Source organism: Acidimicrobiales bacterium (assembly GCA_036270875.1).
Lineage (GTDB): Bacteria > Actinomycetota > Acidimicrobiia > Acidimicrobiales > AC-9 > AC-9.
On the sequence record DATBBR010000051.1, the window covers coordinates 1 to 17,356 of the forward strand.

The 17,356-nt window shown below is 69.6% G+C and carries 19 protein-coding genes; 8 read left to right on the forward strand and 11 right to left on the reverse strand.

Annotated elements, in window-relative coordinates; genetic code table 11:
• Positions 1 to 390 (forward strand): HNH endonuclease signature motif containing protein (locus VH112_05890; protein ID HEX4539760.1); only part of this gene is annotated, 390 nt, incomplete at its 5' end.
• A 193-nt stretch (positions 391 to 583) separates the two neighbouring features.
• On the opposite strand, the gene VH112_05895 is transcribed toward VH112_05890, so the two are convergent.
• Positions 584 to 1,324: a class I SAM-dependent methyltransferase gene (locus VH112_05895; GenBank protein HEX4539761.1), complete on the reverse strand. Its 741-nt coding sequence runs from the start codon at positions 1,322 to 1,324 to the stop codon at positions 584 to 586.
• A gap of 90 nt (positions 1,325 to 1,414) precedes the next feature.
• On the opposite strand from VH112_05895, the gene VH112_05900 reads away from it, so the two are divergent.
• On the forward strand, positions 1,415 to 2,539 hold the full coding sequence (locus tag VH112_05900) for a serine hydrolase domain-containing protein (GenBank protein HEX4539762.1): 1,125 nt from the start codon (positions 1,415 to 1,417) through the stop codon (positions 2,537 to 2,539).
• 109 nt (positions 2,540 to 2,648) lie between these two features.
• On the opposite strand, the gene VH112_05905 is transcribed toward VH112_05900, so the two are convergent.
• Positions 2,649 to 3,068, reverse strand: a complete 420-nt coding sequence (locus VH112_05905; protein ID HEX4539763.1) for a Zn-ribbon domain-containing OB-fold protein — start codon at positions 3,066 to 3,068, stop codon at positions 2,649 to 2,651.
• Between the two features lie 25 nt (positions 3,069 to 3,093).
• On the opposite strand from VH112_05905, the gene VH112_05910 reads away from it, so the two are divergent.
• Complete coding sequence (locus tag VH112_05910) at positions 3,094 to 4,665, forward strand: AMP-binding protein (protein HEX4539764.1); 1,572 nt, start codon at positions 3,094 to 3,096, stop codon at positions 4,663 to 4,665.
• Here VH112_05910 and VH112_05915 read toward each other — a convergent pair.
• The 3 genes from VH112_05915 to VH112_05925 are packed head-to-tail and all read right to left on the reverse strand — an operon-like array spanning position 4,598 to position 7,068.
• Positions 4,598 to 5,626, reverse strand: coding sequence for an LLM class F420-dependent oxidoreductase (locus VH112_05915; protein HEX4539765.1), 1,029 nt, complete (start codon positions 5,624 to 5,626; stop codon positions 4,598 to 4,600). The two genes, VH112_05910 and VH112_05915, sit on opposite strands and share 68 nt — an antisense overlap.
• A 33-nt stretch (positions 5,627 to 5,659) precedes the next feature.
• Entirely contained in the window at positions 5,660 to 6,499 is an 840-nt protein-coding gene (locus VH112_05920; protein HEX4539766.1) for a patatin-like phospholipase family protein, read from the reverse strand.
• Positions 6,499 to 7,068, reverse strand: a complete 570-nt coding sequence (locus VH112_05925) for a YceI family protein (protein HEX4539767.1) — start codon at positions 7,066 to 7,068, stop codon at positions 6,499 to 6,501. Before VH112_05925 ends, VH112_05920 begins: the two co-directional genes overlap by 1 nt.
• A gap of 128 nt (positions 7,069 to 7,196) precedes the next feature.
• On the opposite strand from VH112_05925, the gene VH112_05930 reads away from it, so the two are divergent.
• From VH112_05930 to VH112_05940, 3 genes are all read left to right on the forward strand, one after another.
• The gene (locus tag VH112_05930; GenBank protein HEX4539768.1) at positions 7,197 to 7,718 is read left to right on the forward strand and encodes a MarR family transcriptional regulator; all 522 of its coding nucleotides are present in this window, start codon (positions 7,197 to 7,199) and stop codon (positions 7,716 to 7,718) included.
• A 126-nt stretch (positions 7,719 to 7,844) separates the two neighbouring features.
• Positions 7,845 to 8,084, forward strand: a complete 240-nt coding sequence (locus VH112_05935) for a DUF3562 domain-containing protein (protein HEX4539769.1) — start codon at positions 7,845 to 7,847, stop codon at positions 8,082 to 8,084.
• A gap of 285 nt (positions 8,085 to 8,369) precedes the next feature.
• Complete coding sequence (locus VH112_05940; protein ID HEX4539770.1) at positions 8,370 to 9,566, forward strand: polysaccharide deacetylase family protein; 1,197 nt, start codon at positions 8,370 to 8,372, stop codon at positions 9,564 to 9,566.
• Here the strand turns inward: VH112_05940 and VH112_05945 are convergent.
• The 4 genes from VH112_05945 to VH112_05960 all read right to left on the reverse strand — a co-directional run bounded on the left by VH112_05945 (position 9,529) and on the right by VH112_05960 (position 11,763).
• Positions 9,529 to 9,840 carry a hypothetical protein gene (locus VH112_05945; GenBank protein HEX4539771.1) on the reverse strand — a complete coding sequence of 104 codons (312 nt, stop codon included), beginning with the start codon at positions 9,838 to 9,840 and terminating at the stop codon, positions 9,529 to 9,531. The genes VH112_05940 and VH112_05945 overlap by 38 nt on opposite strands.
• Before the next feature lie 21 nt (positions 9,841 to 9,861).
• The gene (locus VH112_05950; protein ID HEX4539772.1) at positions 9,862 to 10,047 is read right to left on the reverse strand and encodes a hypothetical protein; all 186 of its coding nucleotides are present in this window, start codon (positions 10,045 to 10,047) and stop codon (positions 9,862 to 9,864) included.
• A 5-nt stretch (positions 10,048 to 10,052) separates the two neighbouring features.
• Positions 10,053 to 11,276 (reverse strand): cytochrome P450, encoded by a 1,224-nt coding sequence (locus VH112_05955; protein ID HEX4539773.1) that lies wholly within the window; start codon positions 11,274 to 11,276, stop codon positions 10,053 to 10,055.
• A gap of 178 nt (positions 11,277 to 11,454) precedes the next feature.
• Positions 11,455 to 11,763, reverse strand: coding sequence for a right-handed parallel beta-helix repeat-containing protein (locus VH112_05960; protein ID HEX4539774.1), 309 nt, complete (start codon positions 11,761 to 11,763; stop codon positions 11,455 to 11,457).
• Between the two features lie 268 nt (positions 11,764 to 12,031).
• On the opposite strand from VH112_05960, the gene VH112_05965 reads away from it, so the two are divergent.
• On the forward strand, positions 12,032 to 12,943 hold the full coding sequence (locus tag VH112_05965; GenBank protein ID HEX4539775.1) for an SDR family oxidoreductase: 912 nt from the start codon (positions 12,032 to 12,034) through the stop codon (positions 12,941 to 12,943).
• On the opposite strand, the gene VH112_05970 is transcribed toward VH112_05965, so the two are convergent.
• Both VH112_05970 and VH112_05975 read right to left on the reverse strand, forming a co-directional pair.
• Positions 12,932 to 14,353: a wax ester/triacylglycerol synthase family O-acyltransferase gene (locus VH112_05970; GenBank protein ID HEX4539776.1), complete on the reverse strand. Its 1,422-nt coding sequence runs from the start codon at positions 14,351 to 14,353 to the stop codon at positions 12,932 to 12,934. The two genes, VH112_05965 and VH112_05970, sit on opposite strands and share 12 nt — an antisense overlap.
• Positions 14,354 to 16,021 (reverse strand): acyl-CoA synthetase, encoded by a 1,668-nt coding sequence (locus VH112_05975; GenBank protein HEX4539777.1) that lies wholly within the window; start codon positions 16,019 to 16,021, stop codon positions 14,354 to 14,356.
• Positions 16,022 to 16,196: 175 nt separating this feature from the next.
• Here VH112_05975 and VH112_05980 point away from each other — a divergent pair, with 175 nt between their 5' ends.
• Entirely contained in the window at positions 16,197 to 17,354 is a 1,158-nt protein-coding gene (locus VH112_05980) for an alpha/beta hydrolase (protein HEX4539778.1), read from the forward strand.
• Positions 17,355 to 17,356 lie beyond the last annotated feature (2 nt).

Below are 17,356 nucleotides of genomic sequence, written 5' to 3' on the forward strand. Positions count from 1 at the left end.
GACGGCGGGGAGGGGACCTGTCACCTCGTGGGCGGGGGCCCGGTCCCCGTGTCGGTGGCCCGCCAGCGAGCCGAGGAGGCCTTCGTGAAGGGGGTGATCCACGACGGGGTGCGCATCGAGACCGTCAGACACATCGGGCGCCACATCCCCGCCGAGCTGCGCACGGCCCTCGAGCTCGTCGATCCTCCCGGCTTCGACGGCCTGGGCTGTGTGGACTGCGGCAAGCGCCACGGCATCGAGCGCGACCACGTCGATCCGGTCGCCAACGGGGGACCCACCAGTCGCGACAACATGGCCGGCCGTTGCTACGAGTGCCACCAGCGCAAGACCGAGCAGGACCGCCAGGCGGGACTACTGGGCGGTGGCGGAGGCGGCAGGGAGCCGCCGTGATTGGCAGCGGATCCTGACGCGAACGCAGCCGGGCACCAGCAATGACAGCAAATGGGCACGCGCGCCGTGATCAGCGCGGTCCTCTTCTCGAAACGAGGGAAGGCAACATGACCGAGACACCGGCACCGAACTACGACCCGGCGGACGAGGTGCGGGAGATCATCTGATGACCGCGACCCGGGCGAGGCGACGGTTACGCGGGTCGATGGCCGATGACGGCGACCAGACCCGGGGGCAGCTCCTCGGTGCTGAAGGACGGCGCGATCCTCGCATCGACGCCGTGGTCAGCCAGGAGCGAAGGGACGCGGGAGGTGTCGATAAGGACGTTGTCGTGGCGCTCGTCGTCGCGGTGCCAGGAGCCATCCCGGTGGCGGACGAATACCGTCATCTCACGGACGTAGCGATCGGGCGACGGCGACGAGAAGCGGGTCGCAAGCACCCAGTCGTCGTTGACTTGGACCAGCGGAGGCTCGCCGCGCCGGGCCACGCCCCATTCGAGGTCGCAGAGGTCGATGGCGAGGACGCCACCAGGGCGAAGGGCCTGAGCGGCCGCAACCAGCGCTCGGTCGAGGGCGGCCTCGTTCGACAGGTAGTTCAGGGCGTGCCCGGTCGACACGATGGCGTCTGCGGGTGGCACGGCGTCGTCGGGCAGGACGAGCTGTTGGATGCTCTCTGCCTCCGCAGCGTGGTCGCGGGCGAGCGCGAGCATGGCGGCCGAGGCGTCGGTCGCCACGACGCGGTGGCCGGCGTCGAGGAGGTGGCGCGTGAGCAGCCCGCTCCCGCACCCGAGCTCGACCACGAGGCCGCGCCGATCTCTTACCGGCTGCAACAGCGCGAGGATCCCGGGGGCGCAGGCGTCGGCGTGGAAGCCGAATCCCATGTGGTGGACCAGGGCGAGGTCGCCACGGTAATAGGGCACGACGTCCGGATCCATGCTGCGAATCCTACGGCCGCCACTCAGCACGAGAGAGGCGGTCCCGGGTGGCGGGTGACAGACTCCGCTGCGACAGGAGGGATCGACGACATGGCTGAGGTACACGGGAGCTGCGAGGCTCCGTTCGAGGCGGTCCGCGAGACGTTGGCGGACAGCCTCGATGCCGGCACGGATCTCGGTGCATCGGTCGCCGTGCGAGTGGACGGCCGACCCGTGGTGGACGTGTGGGGTGGGCATGCGGACGAGGCCCGCACGACCCCGTGGGAACGGGACACCATCACCAACGTGTGGTCGACCACCAAGACGATGACTTTCTTGTGTGCCCTGATGCTGGCCGATCGCGGCGAGCTCGACTTCTCTGCCCCGGTGCGCACCTACTGGCCCGAGTTCGCGGCCGGCGGCAAGGAGGCGGTCGAAGTGCGCCACATCATGAGCCACACGGCCGGCCTCGCCGGCTTCAGCGAGCCGTTGCAGCCAGAGGATCTCGCCGACTGGGAGAAGTGCACCTCGACCCTCGCAGCCCAGGAGCCGTGGTGGGAGCCCGGGACTGCCGCGGGCTACCACGCCGTCACGCAGGGGTATCTCATCGGCGAGGTCGTGCGCCGTATCACCGGGGTGTCCATCGGGACGTGGTTCGCGTCGGAGGTGGCTGGGCCGCTCGCTGCGGACTTCCACATCGGGCTTCCTCCATCCGAGGATGAACGGGTATCGCCCGTCGTCCCGCCCGAGCCGATGGACGCCTCGACACTGGACCCGACCAGCATCCCGGTACGTACGCTCATGAACCCAAACGTCGACGGCTCGATGGCGAACACCGAGTGGTGGCGCCGGGCCGAGATCCCGGCAGCCAACGGCCACGGCAACGCTCGCTCGGTGGCGGCGATCCAGGACGTGATCGCCGGCGGCGGCGAGACCGCAGGCGTGCGCCTGCTGTCGGAGAAGGGGTGCGACGTCATCTTCGAGGAGCAGTCCAACGGCACCGACCTCGTGCTCCGGGTGCCCATGCGCATGGGGATGGGCTATGGCTTGAGCGGCGAGCTCATGCCCATGGGCCCGCGGACGTGCTTCTGGGGTGGTTACGGGGGATCGATGATCGTGATCGACCAGGACGCGCGCCTCACTGTCTGCTACGTGATGAACCGCATGGAAGGAGGCCTCATCGGCGACCTCCGGGGCCCGACCATCCTGATGGCCGCCGCGCAGGCGGCCCTGTAGAGCTAGGCCCCGCCCGGCGGGGCCGGGCCCGACGACGAACCGCGTCTGCGCCCCGGCCACGTCCGGCCCGGGAGGCTGGGCCCGACGACGAACCGCGGGCGCGCCGCGGCTAGGCGGGGACCCAGCGGGGGAGGGACACGTCGTCGGACACCGGGGCGAACACGACGCGCACGGGGGTGCCGATCTCGATGTCGAGGAGCTCGTTGATCGGGCCGTCGGCCGAGGTCACCAGGTTGCCCACCAGTCGTAGGGTCGGGTCCTCGTCGAGGGCCACCACCACGACGTTGTAGGGCGCCAGCTCGGCGTAGGCGGGAAGCAGCGGCGGGTGGGGGACCACGAACGACCAGACCGTGCCCCGGCCCGACATCCGCACCCAGGTGACTTCGGTGGACTGGCACTGCGGGCACATGGGGCGGGGCGGGAAGCGGAGGCGGCCGCAGCCGCCGCACCGCTGCATCACCAGCTCGCCCCGACGGGCCCCCTCCCAGAAGGGCCCCGAGTCCTCGTCGATCACCGGGAGGAGTGTCACGGCTCTGCATCGTACGATCCTCTGCGTGATCGAGGCGATGCGGGGGTCATTCCGGTCCGTGGTGGACCTCATGCGGGCCACGGCCGAGGCCCATCCGGAGCGGGAGGCGTTCGTCGACGGAGGGCGCCGGCTCACGTTCGCCGGCTGGGACCGAGCGGCCGACGGGCTGGCGGCCACGCTGGCCGAGGCGGGTGTCGGGCGGGGCGACGTGGTGTGTCTCATGCTGCCGTCCTCGTCCGACTACGCCGTGTGCTACCAGGCCGCCATGCGCCTGGGGGCGGTCACCTCGGGCATCAACCCCCGCCTGGGTCCGGCCGAGGTGGCCAGCATCATCTCCCGGACCCGTCCGAGGCTCACGGTCGTCGATCGAGTCGCGGGCGTGCACGCGCTACACCCCGGCGCGGGTCGGCTCATCGGCCGGGACGAGCTCGACGAGGCCTGCCGCCGGGACCCGATCAGGCCCCGGCCCCGCATCGACGGCTCGGAAGCGGTGGCCATCGTGTGGACCAGTGGCACCACGGGCGAGCCGAAAGGAGCGGTCTTCGGCCACGCCAACCTGGAGGCGTGCGCGGTGGGGGCCGGTGACCTCAGCCGCCCGGGGGACCGGCGACTGTCGCCGTTGCCGTTCGCCCACGTCGGCTACATGACCAAGCCCTGGGACGAGCTGGTCAACGTCATCACCACCGTCATCGTCCCCAGCCCCTGGAAGGCCGGGCAGGCGCTGCGCCTCATCGAGGAGGAGGCAGTCACGGTGGCCCAGGGGGTCCCCACCCAGTGGTCGCTGATGCTGGCCGATCCGCACTTCGACGACACGGACGTGTCGAGTCTGCGGGTTGCGGGCACGGGCGCGTCGACGGTGCCGCCCGAGCTGGTGCGGGAGATGCGACGGCGCCTCGGGTGCGCCGTCGTGGTGGCCTACACGAGCACCGAGGCGGCCATCACCACCCGGTCGCGCGTCGGCGACGCCGATGAGGTCGTCTCGGGCACGGTCGGCAGGGCCAGCGAGGGGGTCGCGATCGAGGTGGTCGACGCCGAGGGCCACCCGGCCGGCGGCGGCGAGGTCGGCCGGGTTCGCTGCCGCTCGGCTGCTGTCATGCGCGGCTACTGGGACGATCCTGTCCGCACGGCCGAGGTGCTACGTGAAGGATGGCTCACCACCGGCGACCTGGGGCGCGTCGACGCCGCCGGCAACCTGGTCCTCGTCGGGCGGAGGAGCGAGATGTACATCCGCGGCGGCTACAACGTCTACCCGGCCGAGGTGGAGGGTGTCCTGGGCGAGCACCCCGGCGTCGACAAGGTGGCGGTCGTCGGCCTGCCCGACCCCGTTCTCGGTCAGATCGGGGCCGCCTACGTCGTGCCCGCGAGCGGCGCAGCACCGCAGCTCGACGACCTCCGGACGTGGTGCCGACAGCGGCTGGCCGACTACAAGGCACCCGATCGGCTCGAGCTGCTGACCGAGCTCCCGCTCACCTCGATGCTCAAGGTCGACAAGCAGGCGCTGACTGCCCTCGGCGCCCGCACGCACGACCTCACAAGAGCAGCTCGGCCATCGTCCGCATCATCGGGACCGAGGTCCCGCCCAGCAGGATCGTCGTGACCCGGGAGGAGGTCCAGGCCTCGAGGTCGTCCTTGATCTTGGCTCGCGGACCGATGAGGGCCACCTCCTCGATCAGCTCGGTCGGCACGACCGCCGCCGCTTCGTCCTTGTGGCCGTCGAGGTAGAGCTGCTGGATCTTGTCCGCTGCCTCCCCGTAGCCCATGCGCACGAACACGTCGTAGTGGAAGTTCATCTCCCGGGCCCCCATCCCGCCGATGTAGAGGGCGAGGGTCGGCCGCATGAGGTCGGCCGCCTTCTCGACGTCGTCGTCCATGATGACGGGCACCATGGCCAGGATCTCGAACTCGGTCGAGCGGCGCCTCGCCTGCGGTCGGGCGAAGCCCTCCGCCAGCGCGTCGCGGTAGACCTCCTCCCGACGGGGCGAGTAGTAGATGGGGAACCAGCCGTCGGCGATCTCGGCGGCGAGGGCGACGTTCTTCGGGCCCTCGGCGCCCAGGATGATCGGGATGTCCGCGCGCAACGGGTGGACGATGGACTTGAGCGGCTTGCCGAGTCCCGTTCCCCCCGGATAGGGCAGCGGGTAGTGCTCGCCTGATGCGGTCACCGGCTCCTGGCGGGCGAGCACCTGGCGGATGATCGAGACGTACTCGCGGGTGCGGGCGAGGGGCTTCGGGAAGGGTTGCCCGTACCACCCCTCCACCACCTGGGGGCCCGACACACCGAGCCCGAGCACGAACCGTCCTCCACTGAGATGGTCGAGGGTGATGGCGGCCATGGCGGTGGCCGTCGGCGTCCGGGCCGACATCTGGACGATGTCGGTGCCGAGCCTGACCCGGCTGGTCGTCGACCCCCACCAGGCGAGCGGCGTGAGGGCGTCCGAGCCGTACGCCTCGGCCGTCCAGACCGAATCGAAACCCAATCGCTCCGCCTCGGCGACGGCCGCGGTCGCGTCGGCAGGCGGACCTGCGCCCCAATACCCCACGTGCAGCCCGAGCTTCATGTCATGAAGCTAGCCGCGGCAGCCGAAGCGCGATCACGCCACCAGCTGCGACGACTGGCTGGCCAGCCAGGCGGCCGTCTCGAGGTAGGCCGAGTCGATGAGCTCGATCGTGTGACTGAAATCGAACACCGAGTGCCCTGCCCTCGGCGGGGTAGGTAGCACGTGGAGCGGTACCCGCGATGACACCTCGACCTGCCGCCTGGACTCGCTCTGGCGGAGGGCGAGGGCGATGGCGTGCTGCACCATGTCCAGCGCCCCGCGAGGCGACGCGTCGTCCTGGGCCGCCGTCGGCAGCAGGTAGATCGTGGTGGCGCCCAGCGCCTCGGCCTGCTCGAGCGGGGTGTCGGCGGTCACGCTCCCGTCGATGAGAAGCCGGCCGTCCAACTCCACCGGGGGGAAGGCCCCGGGCATGGCGGCGCTGGCCATGAGCGCGTCGACGGCGTCGCCACGAGAGAGCATGACCGGTGCGCCGGCACGCACGTCGGTCCCCATCACGTGGAGCTCGATCGGTGCGTCCTCGAGTCGGGTGAAGCCGAGATTGGCCCTCAAGATCAGGGTCCGAAGGCCCAACGGGTCAAAGAGGTGGTCGCGCCAGCCGAGCGCCCCCGCCACCATCCGGCGCGGGCTGATCGGGAAGATCTCGGTGCGTTTGATCGATTCCCACAGGCCGGCGAGGTCCTCGATGCCCTCGACGGTGGGATGGCTAGCCAGGTAGGCGCCGTTCAAGGCGCCTACCGAGCTGCCAACCACCAGGTCCGGGTGCACGCCCGCCTCCAGGAGGGCGTACAGCATGCCCACCTGGACCGCCCCCAGGCTGCCCCCGCCGGTGAGGACGAAGGCGGTCCGGTCGGGGCCCGACCCGTTGCCCTGCATCAGGCGGCCTGCTTCTGCAGGACCGCCTCGATCTCCAGGGTGATCTGGATCTTGTCGCCCACGACGACGCCCCCGCCCTCGAGCGGCATGTCCAAGGTGATCCCGAAGTCCTTCCGGCTGATCTCCGTCTGGGCCGAGAAGCCCGCCCTGGTGCCTCCGAAGGGGTCGGGGCCGAAGCCGTTGGGCTCGAGGTCGAGCGTCACCGGCCGGGTGACGCCATGGAGCGAGAGCTCACCTTCGACGACATAGCCGTCGCCCTTGGGCTGTACCGAAGTGGAGGTGAAGCTCATCGTCTTGTGGTTCTCGACGTCCAGGAAGTCGGGGGAGCGTAGGTGGTTGTCGCGGGTCTCGTCGTTGGTGTCCACCGACGCCAGGTCGATGGTGGCGCTCACCGACGAGGCCAGGTGGTCGTCGCCGGTGCTGATCTGGCCCTGGAACGACCCGAAGCGGCCGCGGACCTTGCTCACCATCATGTGACGTACGGAGAAGGACACCTCAGAGTGGACGGGATCGATATCCCACGTGCCGGCCACGTAACCGGTGGGGAGCTGGGTAGCAACATCAGACATGGTGGGCTCCTTTTGTCGGGTGAGGCCCTCGAGGTGAGGTTCTCAAGCTCTGAACCGTTGAACGCGAGACTAGACCTAGTTATTTCAGCGCTCAAGGGAATGGGCCCGGGTCCGGTAGACTGGGGCCTGTGAGTGAGATCCGCTGGCTGGATGACGATGAGCAGCGGACCTGGCGCGCCTTCCTGTCGGCCACCCGGCTCCTCTGGGCCCAGCTGGACCGGGAGCTCCAGGCCGAGGCGGGCATGCCCAACAGCTACTACGCCATCCTGGTGCTGCTGTCGGAGGCTCCCGAGCGGGCGCTGCGCATGAGCGACCTGGCCGCCGCCACCCAGTCCTCACCGAGCCGCATGTCGCACGCCATCGGCCGCCTGGAGAAGGCAGGCTGGGTGCGTCGTGAGAGTTGCCCCAAGGACCGGCGGGGCTGGTACGCGAAGCTCACCGACGAGGGCCTGGCCACGCTGGAGACGGCCGCTCCCAAGCACCTGGTGAGCGTGCGGGCCCACCTGTTCGACCAGCTGTCGCGGGACCAGCTCCGCCAACTGGGCCAGATCTCGGAGGTGCTCGTGTCCCACCTCTCGTCGCTCGAGGGCGTCGACGAGGAGTGCGTGACGGCGGCCACAGCTGCCGCGGTCCCTCCGGCCGAGCTGTAGCTGTAGCGGCAGATGCGCCCGCACGGGCGACCCGATTGCGCCCAACATCAACCGGCTGGGCCGGATCTGCGCCGCGCACAGACGTGCTTGCACAGGGGGCGGCGACGTTGTATGACTCGCGCAGTGGTGAGCGGCGGAGACCTCCTTGGTGGCGGCGACGAGCAGTCGCGCCTCCGGGCGGTGACCGACGAGCTGATCCGGCGGTTCGACGGGACCAGCCGGCCGATACCGGCCAATGAGGTCGAAGCGCAGATGAACGAGGCGATCAGCGCCTATGCCGACGCCCGCATCCGCGACTTCGTGCCCGTCCTCGTCGAGAAGGACGCTCGGGCGGTTCTTCGACAGCGAGCGCACGCAGCGGAGTAGGGGCCCGCGCCGGCCGTGGCCGGGACCTGCCATTGGTCCCGGCCACGACGACCTCCGTACGTCTCTGACCTGTTCGCGCTCGAGCCGGGGAGGCCCTCGCTGCGCTCGATCTGCACAGCTGGGCGGCCGGCGACGTTCGTGCTCGGCGGCAGCGTCGGTGGGCTGAGCACAAGCTGAATAGGGGGGTGAGCCTCGGCAGGAGTTCAGCGGCCGTTCCCGCCCCGTCTGCTACCCGGACATCCGGGCCGGTTAGGTTCGGCCGCCGGCGTTGTTCGGGAGACGCGGGTGAGGTTGAGGGTCGTCGGTGTTGTCGTGGCGGTGGGCTGCATCGTCGCCATGTGGGGGTCAGCGAGGCAGCAACCCGCAGCCACCGCCTTGGCCCCCGCGACCGCCACCGTCAACGGTCGGCGCCTCCTGCTCCCAGGGGCCCGCGCCACCGTCGCCTCGGTCCTTCGCTCGGCTGGGCTGGAGCTTCCTCCCGGGCGGCGCTACGCCGTGGTGAGCCACCGCCTCATCACCGATCGAGACCACACGGTGGCCCCAGTGATCCTGGTCGACGGGCACAGGGCCGTCGCCTCCGTCCCCGTACGACCGGGCGACCGGATCGAGCTCCGGCAGGGGTCGGCCGTCGAGCCGACGGTGGTCCGCCTGGTGAAGCTCGATCCAGGTGCGGCGAGCTCCCCCGGAGCCGCCGGCGCTGCCGGCAGCTCCGGCACGGGCCAGCCCGGCCTCGTCGCCACTGCGCCGATGGGCGACGTCCGCGCCGGGTTGCCCGACGTTGAGCGCACGCTATGGCACCCGGGCTCGGCGGCGTCGCTGGCCGAGCGGGTAGGCGAGCTCAGCGGCGAGGTCGTTGCCACGTCACCGGTGGCCTCCGCCTCGCCCGTCCAGCCCGAGGCCGATCGCGTCGTGGCTCTCACGTTCGACGATGGGCCGGACCCGACCTGGACGCCAGAGGTGCTCCGTATCCTGGGCGCCGAGCGCGTCCCGGCCACGTTCTGCGACATCGGCCGCTGGGCCTGGGCCCATCCGGAGCTCGTCCGAGCCGAGGTGGCGCAGGGGGAGACCGTCTGCGACCACACGGTCGACCACGACACCACACTCAACTACGCGTCCCACGCCCGAGTGGCGTTTGAGGTCGGACGGGGAGCGGACCTGATCGAGGCCGCCGCCGGCGTGCGACCCCGCTTCTATCGGCCGCCGGCCGGCGTCCTCTCGCCCGACGTGATCGCGACCGCCCACGCTCGAGGGCTGCGCGTGCTCACCTGGTCGATCGATCCGAGCGACTACCTGGTACCGCCGCCTGATGTCCTGCTGTCGCGCATCCTCTCCCAGGTGCGCCCCGGCGCCGTGATCCTGCTCCACGACGGCGGGGGGTTCCGGGGCAACACCGTTGGCATGCTCGCCCAGCTCATCGACACGCTGAGGGCCGAGGGCTACCGCTTTACGACGCCGGCCCAGGAGGTACCGGCCGCGTCGTAGGGGAGACGTCGACCTGGCACGTCTCGTCGATGCCGAGGACGCGCAGCAGACGGCCGAGCCCGAGAAAGGTGGCCACACAGATCGTGAGGTCGAGGATCTCGGCGTCGGTGAAGCTCTCCCGCAGCCGGATGAAGAAGTCATCATCGATCCGGGTGTGGTCGAGCACGAACCGCTCGGCGTACTCGATAGCCAGCCGCTCCTGTTCCGAGTAGTCGGCCGTGCGGTACTCGGCGACGTGACGGTAGAATTCCTCGGTGAGTCCCTGCTGCGTCACCGACGCAGCCCGAAAGCTCAGTCAGATGGGACAGTCGTTGAGCTGGGCGATGCGCATCCGCGCCGCCTCCCGGACGCGGACCGGCAGAATGCTCTTGTTGTAGGCGGCATCGCTCAACCGGGCCACAGCCCCGCCCATCTCCGGTCGCAGCGACCAGACCTGGACGGCGTCGCCGCCCTCACCCTCGGGAATGTCGATGCGAGCCATTCGTTTCAGCCGACCGAGGCGGGGCTTGCCGAGAAGGCGACGGGCATGTGCTTGATCCCGTTGATGAAGTTCGAGCGCAGGCGCCCGACCGGTCCCGCCAGCTCCATGTCGGGCAGGCGACGGAGCACCTCGTCGAAGATGACCCGGATCTCGAGCCGGGCGAGGTTGGCGCCGAGGCAGAAGTGGGGACCCCCGCCTCCGAAGGAGATGTGCTCGTTGGGGGAGCGCCCGACGTCGAAGCGGAACGGGTCGGGGAACACGGTGTCGTCCCGGTTGGCAGAGATGTACCAGATCACGACCTTCTGGCCCTCGGCGACGGGCTGGCCGAGGATCTCGATGTCGCGCTGGGCCGTCCGGCGGAAATGCATGACCGGCGTCCCCCACCGCAGCATCTCCTCGATGGCACTCGGCAGGAGGGACGGATCCTTCAGCAGGCGTGCCCGCTCGTCGGGATGCTCGATGAGGGCGAGCATCCCGTGGGCGATGAGGTTGCGGGTGGTCTCGTTGCCGGCCACCGCCAAGAGCAGGAAGAAGAGGTCGAACTCGAGCTCGCTGAGCTTCTCCCCGTTCACCTCGGACCCGAGCAGGACGCTGATGATGTCGTCCCTCGGCGAGGACCGCTTCTGGGCCGCCAGCTCGTGGGCGTAGGCGTAGAGCTCGGTCGACGCCTCCATCGCGCCTTCCTCGGTGGTCTGGTACTCCGGGTCCTCGGAGCCGATCATCCGGTTGCTCCAGTCGAACACGAGGTGGCGGTCCTCCTGGGGGACGCCCATGATCTCGGCGATCACCTGGAGGGGCAGCTCGGCTGCGATGTCGGTGACGAAGTCGCACTCGCCCTTGGCAGCCACGGCGTCGACGATCTCCCCCGCCAGCACCCGGACCCGATCCTCGAGGCGGCCAACCATCCTCGGGGTGAACCCCTTGTTCACGAGGAGCCGGTAGCGGGTGTGCATGGGCGGGTCCATGTTGAGCATCATCATGCGCTGCTGGGCCAGCATCTCCTCGTCCTGGTCCATGAGCAGCGCGCTGCCCCGGTTGGAAGAGTAGGTCTCCCAGTCGCGGTTGATGGCCACCACGTCCTCGTAGCGGGTGACGGCCCAGAAGCCCGAGCCGTCGGGCTCGTCCTGCCAGCAGATCGGCGCCTTGGATCGCAGGGTCGTCAGCATGTCGTGGGGCACGCCGCGGACGAAGACGTCCTTGTCGGCCAGGTCCACGTCAGAGATCTCCACGGGCAGTCCTCCTCGGCGCGGGAGCCTGGATCTGATTCTATGTCAGCTCGAGCGTGGGCGGGAGATCAGGGGAAGATCGAGTTGCCGAAGAGCAAGTTCAGGGTGCCGGTGTTGGCGACCGCCAGGCCACCGTCGGGGAGGGGCTGGCGCAATCGGTTCACCCCGATGAAGTTGCTGGTCAGGAGGTTGCGGGAGTCTTGCCGTTCGTCGTCAGCCCGACGATGTCGGGATCGACCTTCACCCCCGAGGCATTGCCCGCCAGCTCGATGCCGTTGTCGTCGTTCCCCGAGAAGACGTTCGTCCGAACCTCGTTGTTGCCTCCGGCGGACGTGATGAGCAGGCCGTCGTTGCCGTTCGCGGCGGCTCCCTTGAAGGCCAGCAGACCACCGAAGGTGTTGAAGGTGATGAACCCGTTGACCGTGTCGCGGACCTCGATGCCGTTCTGGTGGTTGCGTAATAGACGAACGGGTTGTTCACGAACTGACAACCGATCAACTGGTTGTTGTCGGACCCGCTGACAGATACTCCGTCAAGACCGTTGCCGATCGCCCCATCCCCGTTCGCTGTGGTCCCTACGAAGTTGCCGTTGACGACGTTGCTCTGCGAGCCGCCGGTGATCGAAATGCCAGTGTGCAGAGACATGCAAAAGGGACTTCACGAAAGGTGAAAATCACCACGATTCCTGCCCCGCACCCCCAGGGAGACAGCGAGTGGCCGAACTTGTCGGGAAAACTGGCATGTGTTCTACTCGGGCCATGAGTGGCATCTGTGACGGTCGGGTGGTCATCGTGACGGGCGCGGGTCGCGGCATCGGCCGGGGCCACGCGCTCGAGTTCGCCCGCCAGGGCGCCAAGGTCGTGGTCAACGACCTTGGCGCCGAGGTGGACGGGACGGGTGGGTCGTCGGGGGTCGTCGGCGAGGTCGTCGACGCGATCCGCGCTGGCGGTGGGGAGGCGGTGGCCAACGGGGACGACGTGGCCGACTGGCAGGGCGCACAGCACCTGATCTCGACCGCCCTCGAGACCTGGGGACGCCTTGACGTGGTGGTCAACAACGCGGGCATCCTTCGGGACCGGATGCTGGTGAGCATGACCGAGGACGACTGGGATCTGGTCATGCGCGTGCACTTGAAGGGCACCTTCTGCGTCAGCCACCACGCCGCCGTCCACTGGCGGGAGCTGGCCAAGGGGGGCGAGCCGGCCGACGCCAGGATCATCAACACCAGCTCGGCCGCCGGGCTCTACGGCAACGTGGGGCAGACCAACTACTCCACGGCCAAGGCCGGCATCGCCGCCTTCACCGTCGTGGCCTCGGCCGAGCTCGGCCGCTACGGCGTGACCGCGAACGCCATTGCTCCCATGGCCCGCACACGGATGACCGAGTCGTTGTTCCCCGAGATCATGGCCAAGCCCGAGGAAGGCTTCGACAAGATGGCGGCCGAGAACGTGGCTCCCCTGGTGACCTGGCTCGGGAGTGCCGAGTCCAAGGACGTCACCGGGCGGGTCTTCGAGATCTTCGGCGGGCTGATCGCGGTGGCCGAGGGGTGGCGACGGGGCCCGTCCATCGACCAGGAGGACCGCTGGGACCCGGCCAAGCTCGGCCCCGTGGTCCGCGACCTCGTCGAGAGCGCCCAGGCGCCGAGGGTTATCGGGGCCTCACCCGCCTGATCGGGTGCCCTGGCGTTCCTCCGCCAGCTTGCGCAGCTCCTCGACGGCCTCGGTGAAACCGGTGGCGATGTCCCACAGGTCGGGGACCATCTCCCGGCAGGCGATCGCGCCGAAGTCGACCGAACCCATGTTGGACAGCACGGTGAGGTTGAGCCCTGCTCCTTCGATGATCGGCCCGAACGGATAGACGGCCAGGACGCGGGCGCCGGCGCTGTACAGGGGGACAGGCGGTCCGGGGACGTTGGAGATGACCAGGTTGTGCACGACCGGATGGCGGTCGGCCAGCTTGCTGGCCGAGTAGAAGCGGGCGGCCCGGGCGAAGACGGCCGGTGCCGCGAACTCGGCCCAGTTCTGGAGGGCATCGGCGCCGATCGCACCGTGGACGTCCTTGGCCGACTTGGTGTCGCTCCGGATGTGCAACAGCCGCTCGATCGGGTCCTCGATGTGCACCGGCAGCCCGACGAACATGGCCGAGAGCTGGTTGCCGGGCTGGTCCTGCTTGTCATCCGAGCGGACCGAGACCGGCACGGACGCCACGAGGGACTTCTCGGGCAGGTCGTCGTGCGCGATCAGCCACTTGCGCATGGTGCCGGCGCAGGCAGCCAGCACGACGTCGTTGACCGTCGTGCCGTAGACCTTCTTCACCAGCTTGAAGTCGTCGAGGGAGGCCTTGCCGAAAGCGACCGCCCGGTGCGGGGTGACTGCGCCGCTGAAGCTCGTGCGGGGAGCGGTGAAGGGCAGTGTGGCCGCCGGGCCCTCGTTGCGCCGGACCACGCGGAGCAGCTCCAGGGCCGACCGACCGGTCCGGGCCATTGTCGGGAACACCTGCGGCCAGTGACGGATGCGGGACGCGACCGAGTGGGTGACGAGCTCGACATCCGAGGGCTTGTGCTCGGGTTGCCACTCCTGCTCGGGCGGTTCCACCTTGGTGTCGGGCTCGAGGTCGAACAGGTGCACCATGAGGTCGGCACCCGACACTCCGTCGATGACGCAATGGTGCATCTTGGCGATGAGTGCCACATAACCGTGCTCCAGCCCCTCGGCCACCCACATCTCCCACAGGGGCTTGCTCCGGTCGAGGGGGCGGCTGGCGATGTTGCCGACGAGCTCGGCGAGGTCCTGAAGCGTCCCCGGCGCGGGTACGCCGATCCGGAAGAGATGGTTGTCGATGTCGAAGGCCGGGTCCTCGATGAGAAGGGGGTGGGCCAGCTGGAAGGGCACGGTCATGACCCGCTCGCGAAATGGCGGCAGGAGGTGCATGCGGCTGGTCAGCATCTGCTTGACGGTGTCGATCGAGTAGCCGCCCGGCATCGTCGACGGGTCGAGGAGGATCACCCCCGTCACGTGCATGTGCATCGACGGTGTCTCGGCGTACAGGAAGATGGAGTCGAGACCGGAAAGTCGTCTCATCTATGCCCCCTTTGGCGAGGCGACCGGCTCGATGGCGCGGTCGCGAGCCCAGCGGTAGTCGGCCTTGCCGCTGGGCGATCGAAGGATCTTGTCCACCACCAGCAGCTGGCGCGGGACCTTGTATCCCGCCATCCGCTCCCGAGACCAGGACCGGATGTCGTCCAGCTCCAGGTGCTTACCGGTGCGGGGCTCGACCACGGCGACCACCCGCTCCCCCCAACGCTCGTCGGGCACACCGACGACGACGGTGTCGAAGATCGCCGGGTGACTCTTGAGGACCGCCTCGACCTCTTCGGGGTAGACCTTCTCACCGCCGGTGTTGATGCTCCCCGAGCCCCGACCGAGCAGCACGACCGTACCGTCCTCTTCGACCGTGGCCATGTCGCCGGGCAGCACCCAGCGCACGCCGTCGACCTCGACGAAGGTGCTCGCCGTCTTGGCTTCGTCCTTGTAGTAGCCGAGCGGGATGTGCCCCCGGCGGGCCAGGCGGCCGGTCACCGCCGAACCGGGGACAACGGGCCGGAGCTGGTCGTCGAGCACCGTGGTCTGCTCGTTGAGGGTGAACCGGGGCAGGTCGTCGCCGGCCGACGAGCCGGGCAGGCTCGACCGGCTCCCGACGGTGCCCGTCTCTGACGCCCCGAAGCCGTCCACGATCAATGCGTTCGGCAGGTGCGATGACAGCGCCTGCTTGGTGGAAGGAGACAGGATCGCGCCGCCGGACCCGATCACGATCAGCGTCGACGTGTCGTACGGCTCGCCCGCCCCGGCCAGGGCGTCGGCGAGGGGGCGGGCCATGGCATCACCCACGATCACGAGGACGTTGACCCCCTCGCGCCCGATCAGGGTCCAGATCGTCTCGGGATCGAAGCGGCCGTGGGGCGTGACCACGAGCCTGCCACCGCCGAAGAGCGACGTGAACGCCAGCCAATGGGCGCTCACGTGCATCAACGGCGGCGTGGCCAGCGTGACCAGCCCGGTGTCGGGGAGCCGCTCGACCAGCTCCTCGGGCCGGCTGATGAAGTCGCCCGACTGGAGAGGGTCGCCTCCGCCCATGGCGGCGAAGAAGATGTCCTCGTGACGCCAGAGCACGCCCTTGGGCATCCCGGTGGTGCCGCCCGTGTAGGCGCAGTAGATATCGTCGCTCGAACGAGGTTGGAAGTCCCGGTCCGGCCGCCCGGCAGCCACCGCCTCCTCGTAGCCGACCGCACCGGCGGGACACCGCTCGTCGGTCCCGTCGTCCACTACCACCAGGCTGTGCAGCAGCGGAAGGTCTGGGGCCACCGCGGCGACACGGGGGGAGAACTGCCGGTGGAGGACGACGGTCACGAGGTCCGCGTCATCGAAGAGCTGAGCCAGCTCGGCGTCGACGTAGCGGTAGTTGACGTTGATGGGTACGGCCCTGATCTTGAATGCGGCCAGCATGGCTTCGACGTACTCGGCGCCGTTTAGCAGCTGGAGCCCCACGTGGTCGCCGGCTCGGACCCCGGCTGACTGCAGGTGATGGGCGAGACGGTTGGCCCGCCGGTCGAGCCCGGCGTACGTCAGCCGACTCTCACCCGCGACGAGCGCCTCGCGGTCGGGAATGGCGTCGGCCACCAGCTCGAACAGGTCACAGAGGTTGAACGTCCGAGATGGTCGTGTCGGATCCCCAGCATCCTGACGTACCATCAGGAGCATGCTAGTTGGTGGCCGTGAGGGTGAGGCGGGGTCGCAGACGGGGTCAGCTGGGTCGCAGAGGGGGTCAGCTGGGAGGCCGCTGCCGGCCGAGGTGTACCGGCTGCTGGTTCGCGCTGCCGAACCCCCCGTCCGCATCGCCATGACCGCGCCGCGTACAGCTGCGTTCGTGGCCCGCTCCTGGGCCCGCAGCCGGCGGCCACCCATCCCCGCCTATCCGCCCTCGCCGCAACCGAGCGCCGGGCTGGCGGCCCAGGTGGCGATGGACGAGCTGCTCCTGGCCGTCATGAAGAGCCCGAAGCGCTACCCGCACCGCGCCGACTACGAGCGCGTCGGGCGAGAGGTCCTCGAGGCGGCCGACCTGTTCGAGAGCCGGGGATGGCTGACCGATACCACCTCCTACCACCCTGACCCGCCGGCCCTGTCGTCGCCCACCATCGAGGCCTGCAGGCCGCTCGACCTGGCCTGGACGCGGGGGATCTCGTACGAGCACCTGTGGTTCGAAAGCGGCTACGAGCCGCACGAGGGGGAGCCGGGCCGGCGGCGATGGCTGGACATGACGCCAAACCGGACGGCCCACGCGTGGGTCCTCCGCCATCCCGGCCCGCCCCGGCCCTGGCTCGTGTGCCTGCACGGCTTCGGGACCGGGAGCGCCATGCTCGACCTCCCGGCCTTCCGTGCCCTGCGCCTTCATCGCGACCTCGGGCTGAACCTCCTCCTGCCGGTCCTGCCCTGCCACGGCCCTCGAAAGATCAGCCGGCTGGGCTCGGACAGCCTGCTGTCGTTCGACATCCTCAACAGCATCCACGGGATCGCCCAGGGCGTCTGGGACATACGTCGGCTGCTGGGCTGGGTCAGGAGCGAGGGAGCGCCGGCGATCGGCCTCTACGGCATCTCCCTCGGCGGCTACATGACCGCCCTCCTGGCCGGGCTGGAGGACGGTCTGGGCTGTGCCATCGCCGGCATCCCGGCGGCCGACCTGCCGCACCTGTTCTTCCATCACTCTCCGCCCCAGGTTCGGCGCCGGGCCGCCGAGCACCACCTCCTCGGCGAGGAGGCGAGCCGGATCCACAGGGTGATCTCGCCGCTGGTCCTCAGATCCCGCGTGCCGCACTCGGGTCGGTTCATCTACGCCGGGCTCGCCGACCGCCTGGCCACCCCCGGACAGGCCCAGCGGCTGTGGCTCCACTGGGACCGACCCACCATCCACTGGTACCCGGGCAACCACGTCGGCTTCTACTGGGCACGCGAGCTCGGCGACTTCGTCGACAGCGCCCTCGTCTCGTCGGGGCTGGCCGACAGGCCAGCCGTCTCCGCCACGGCATAGGA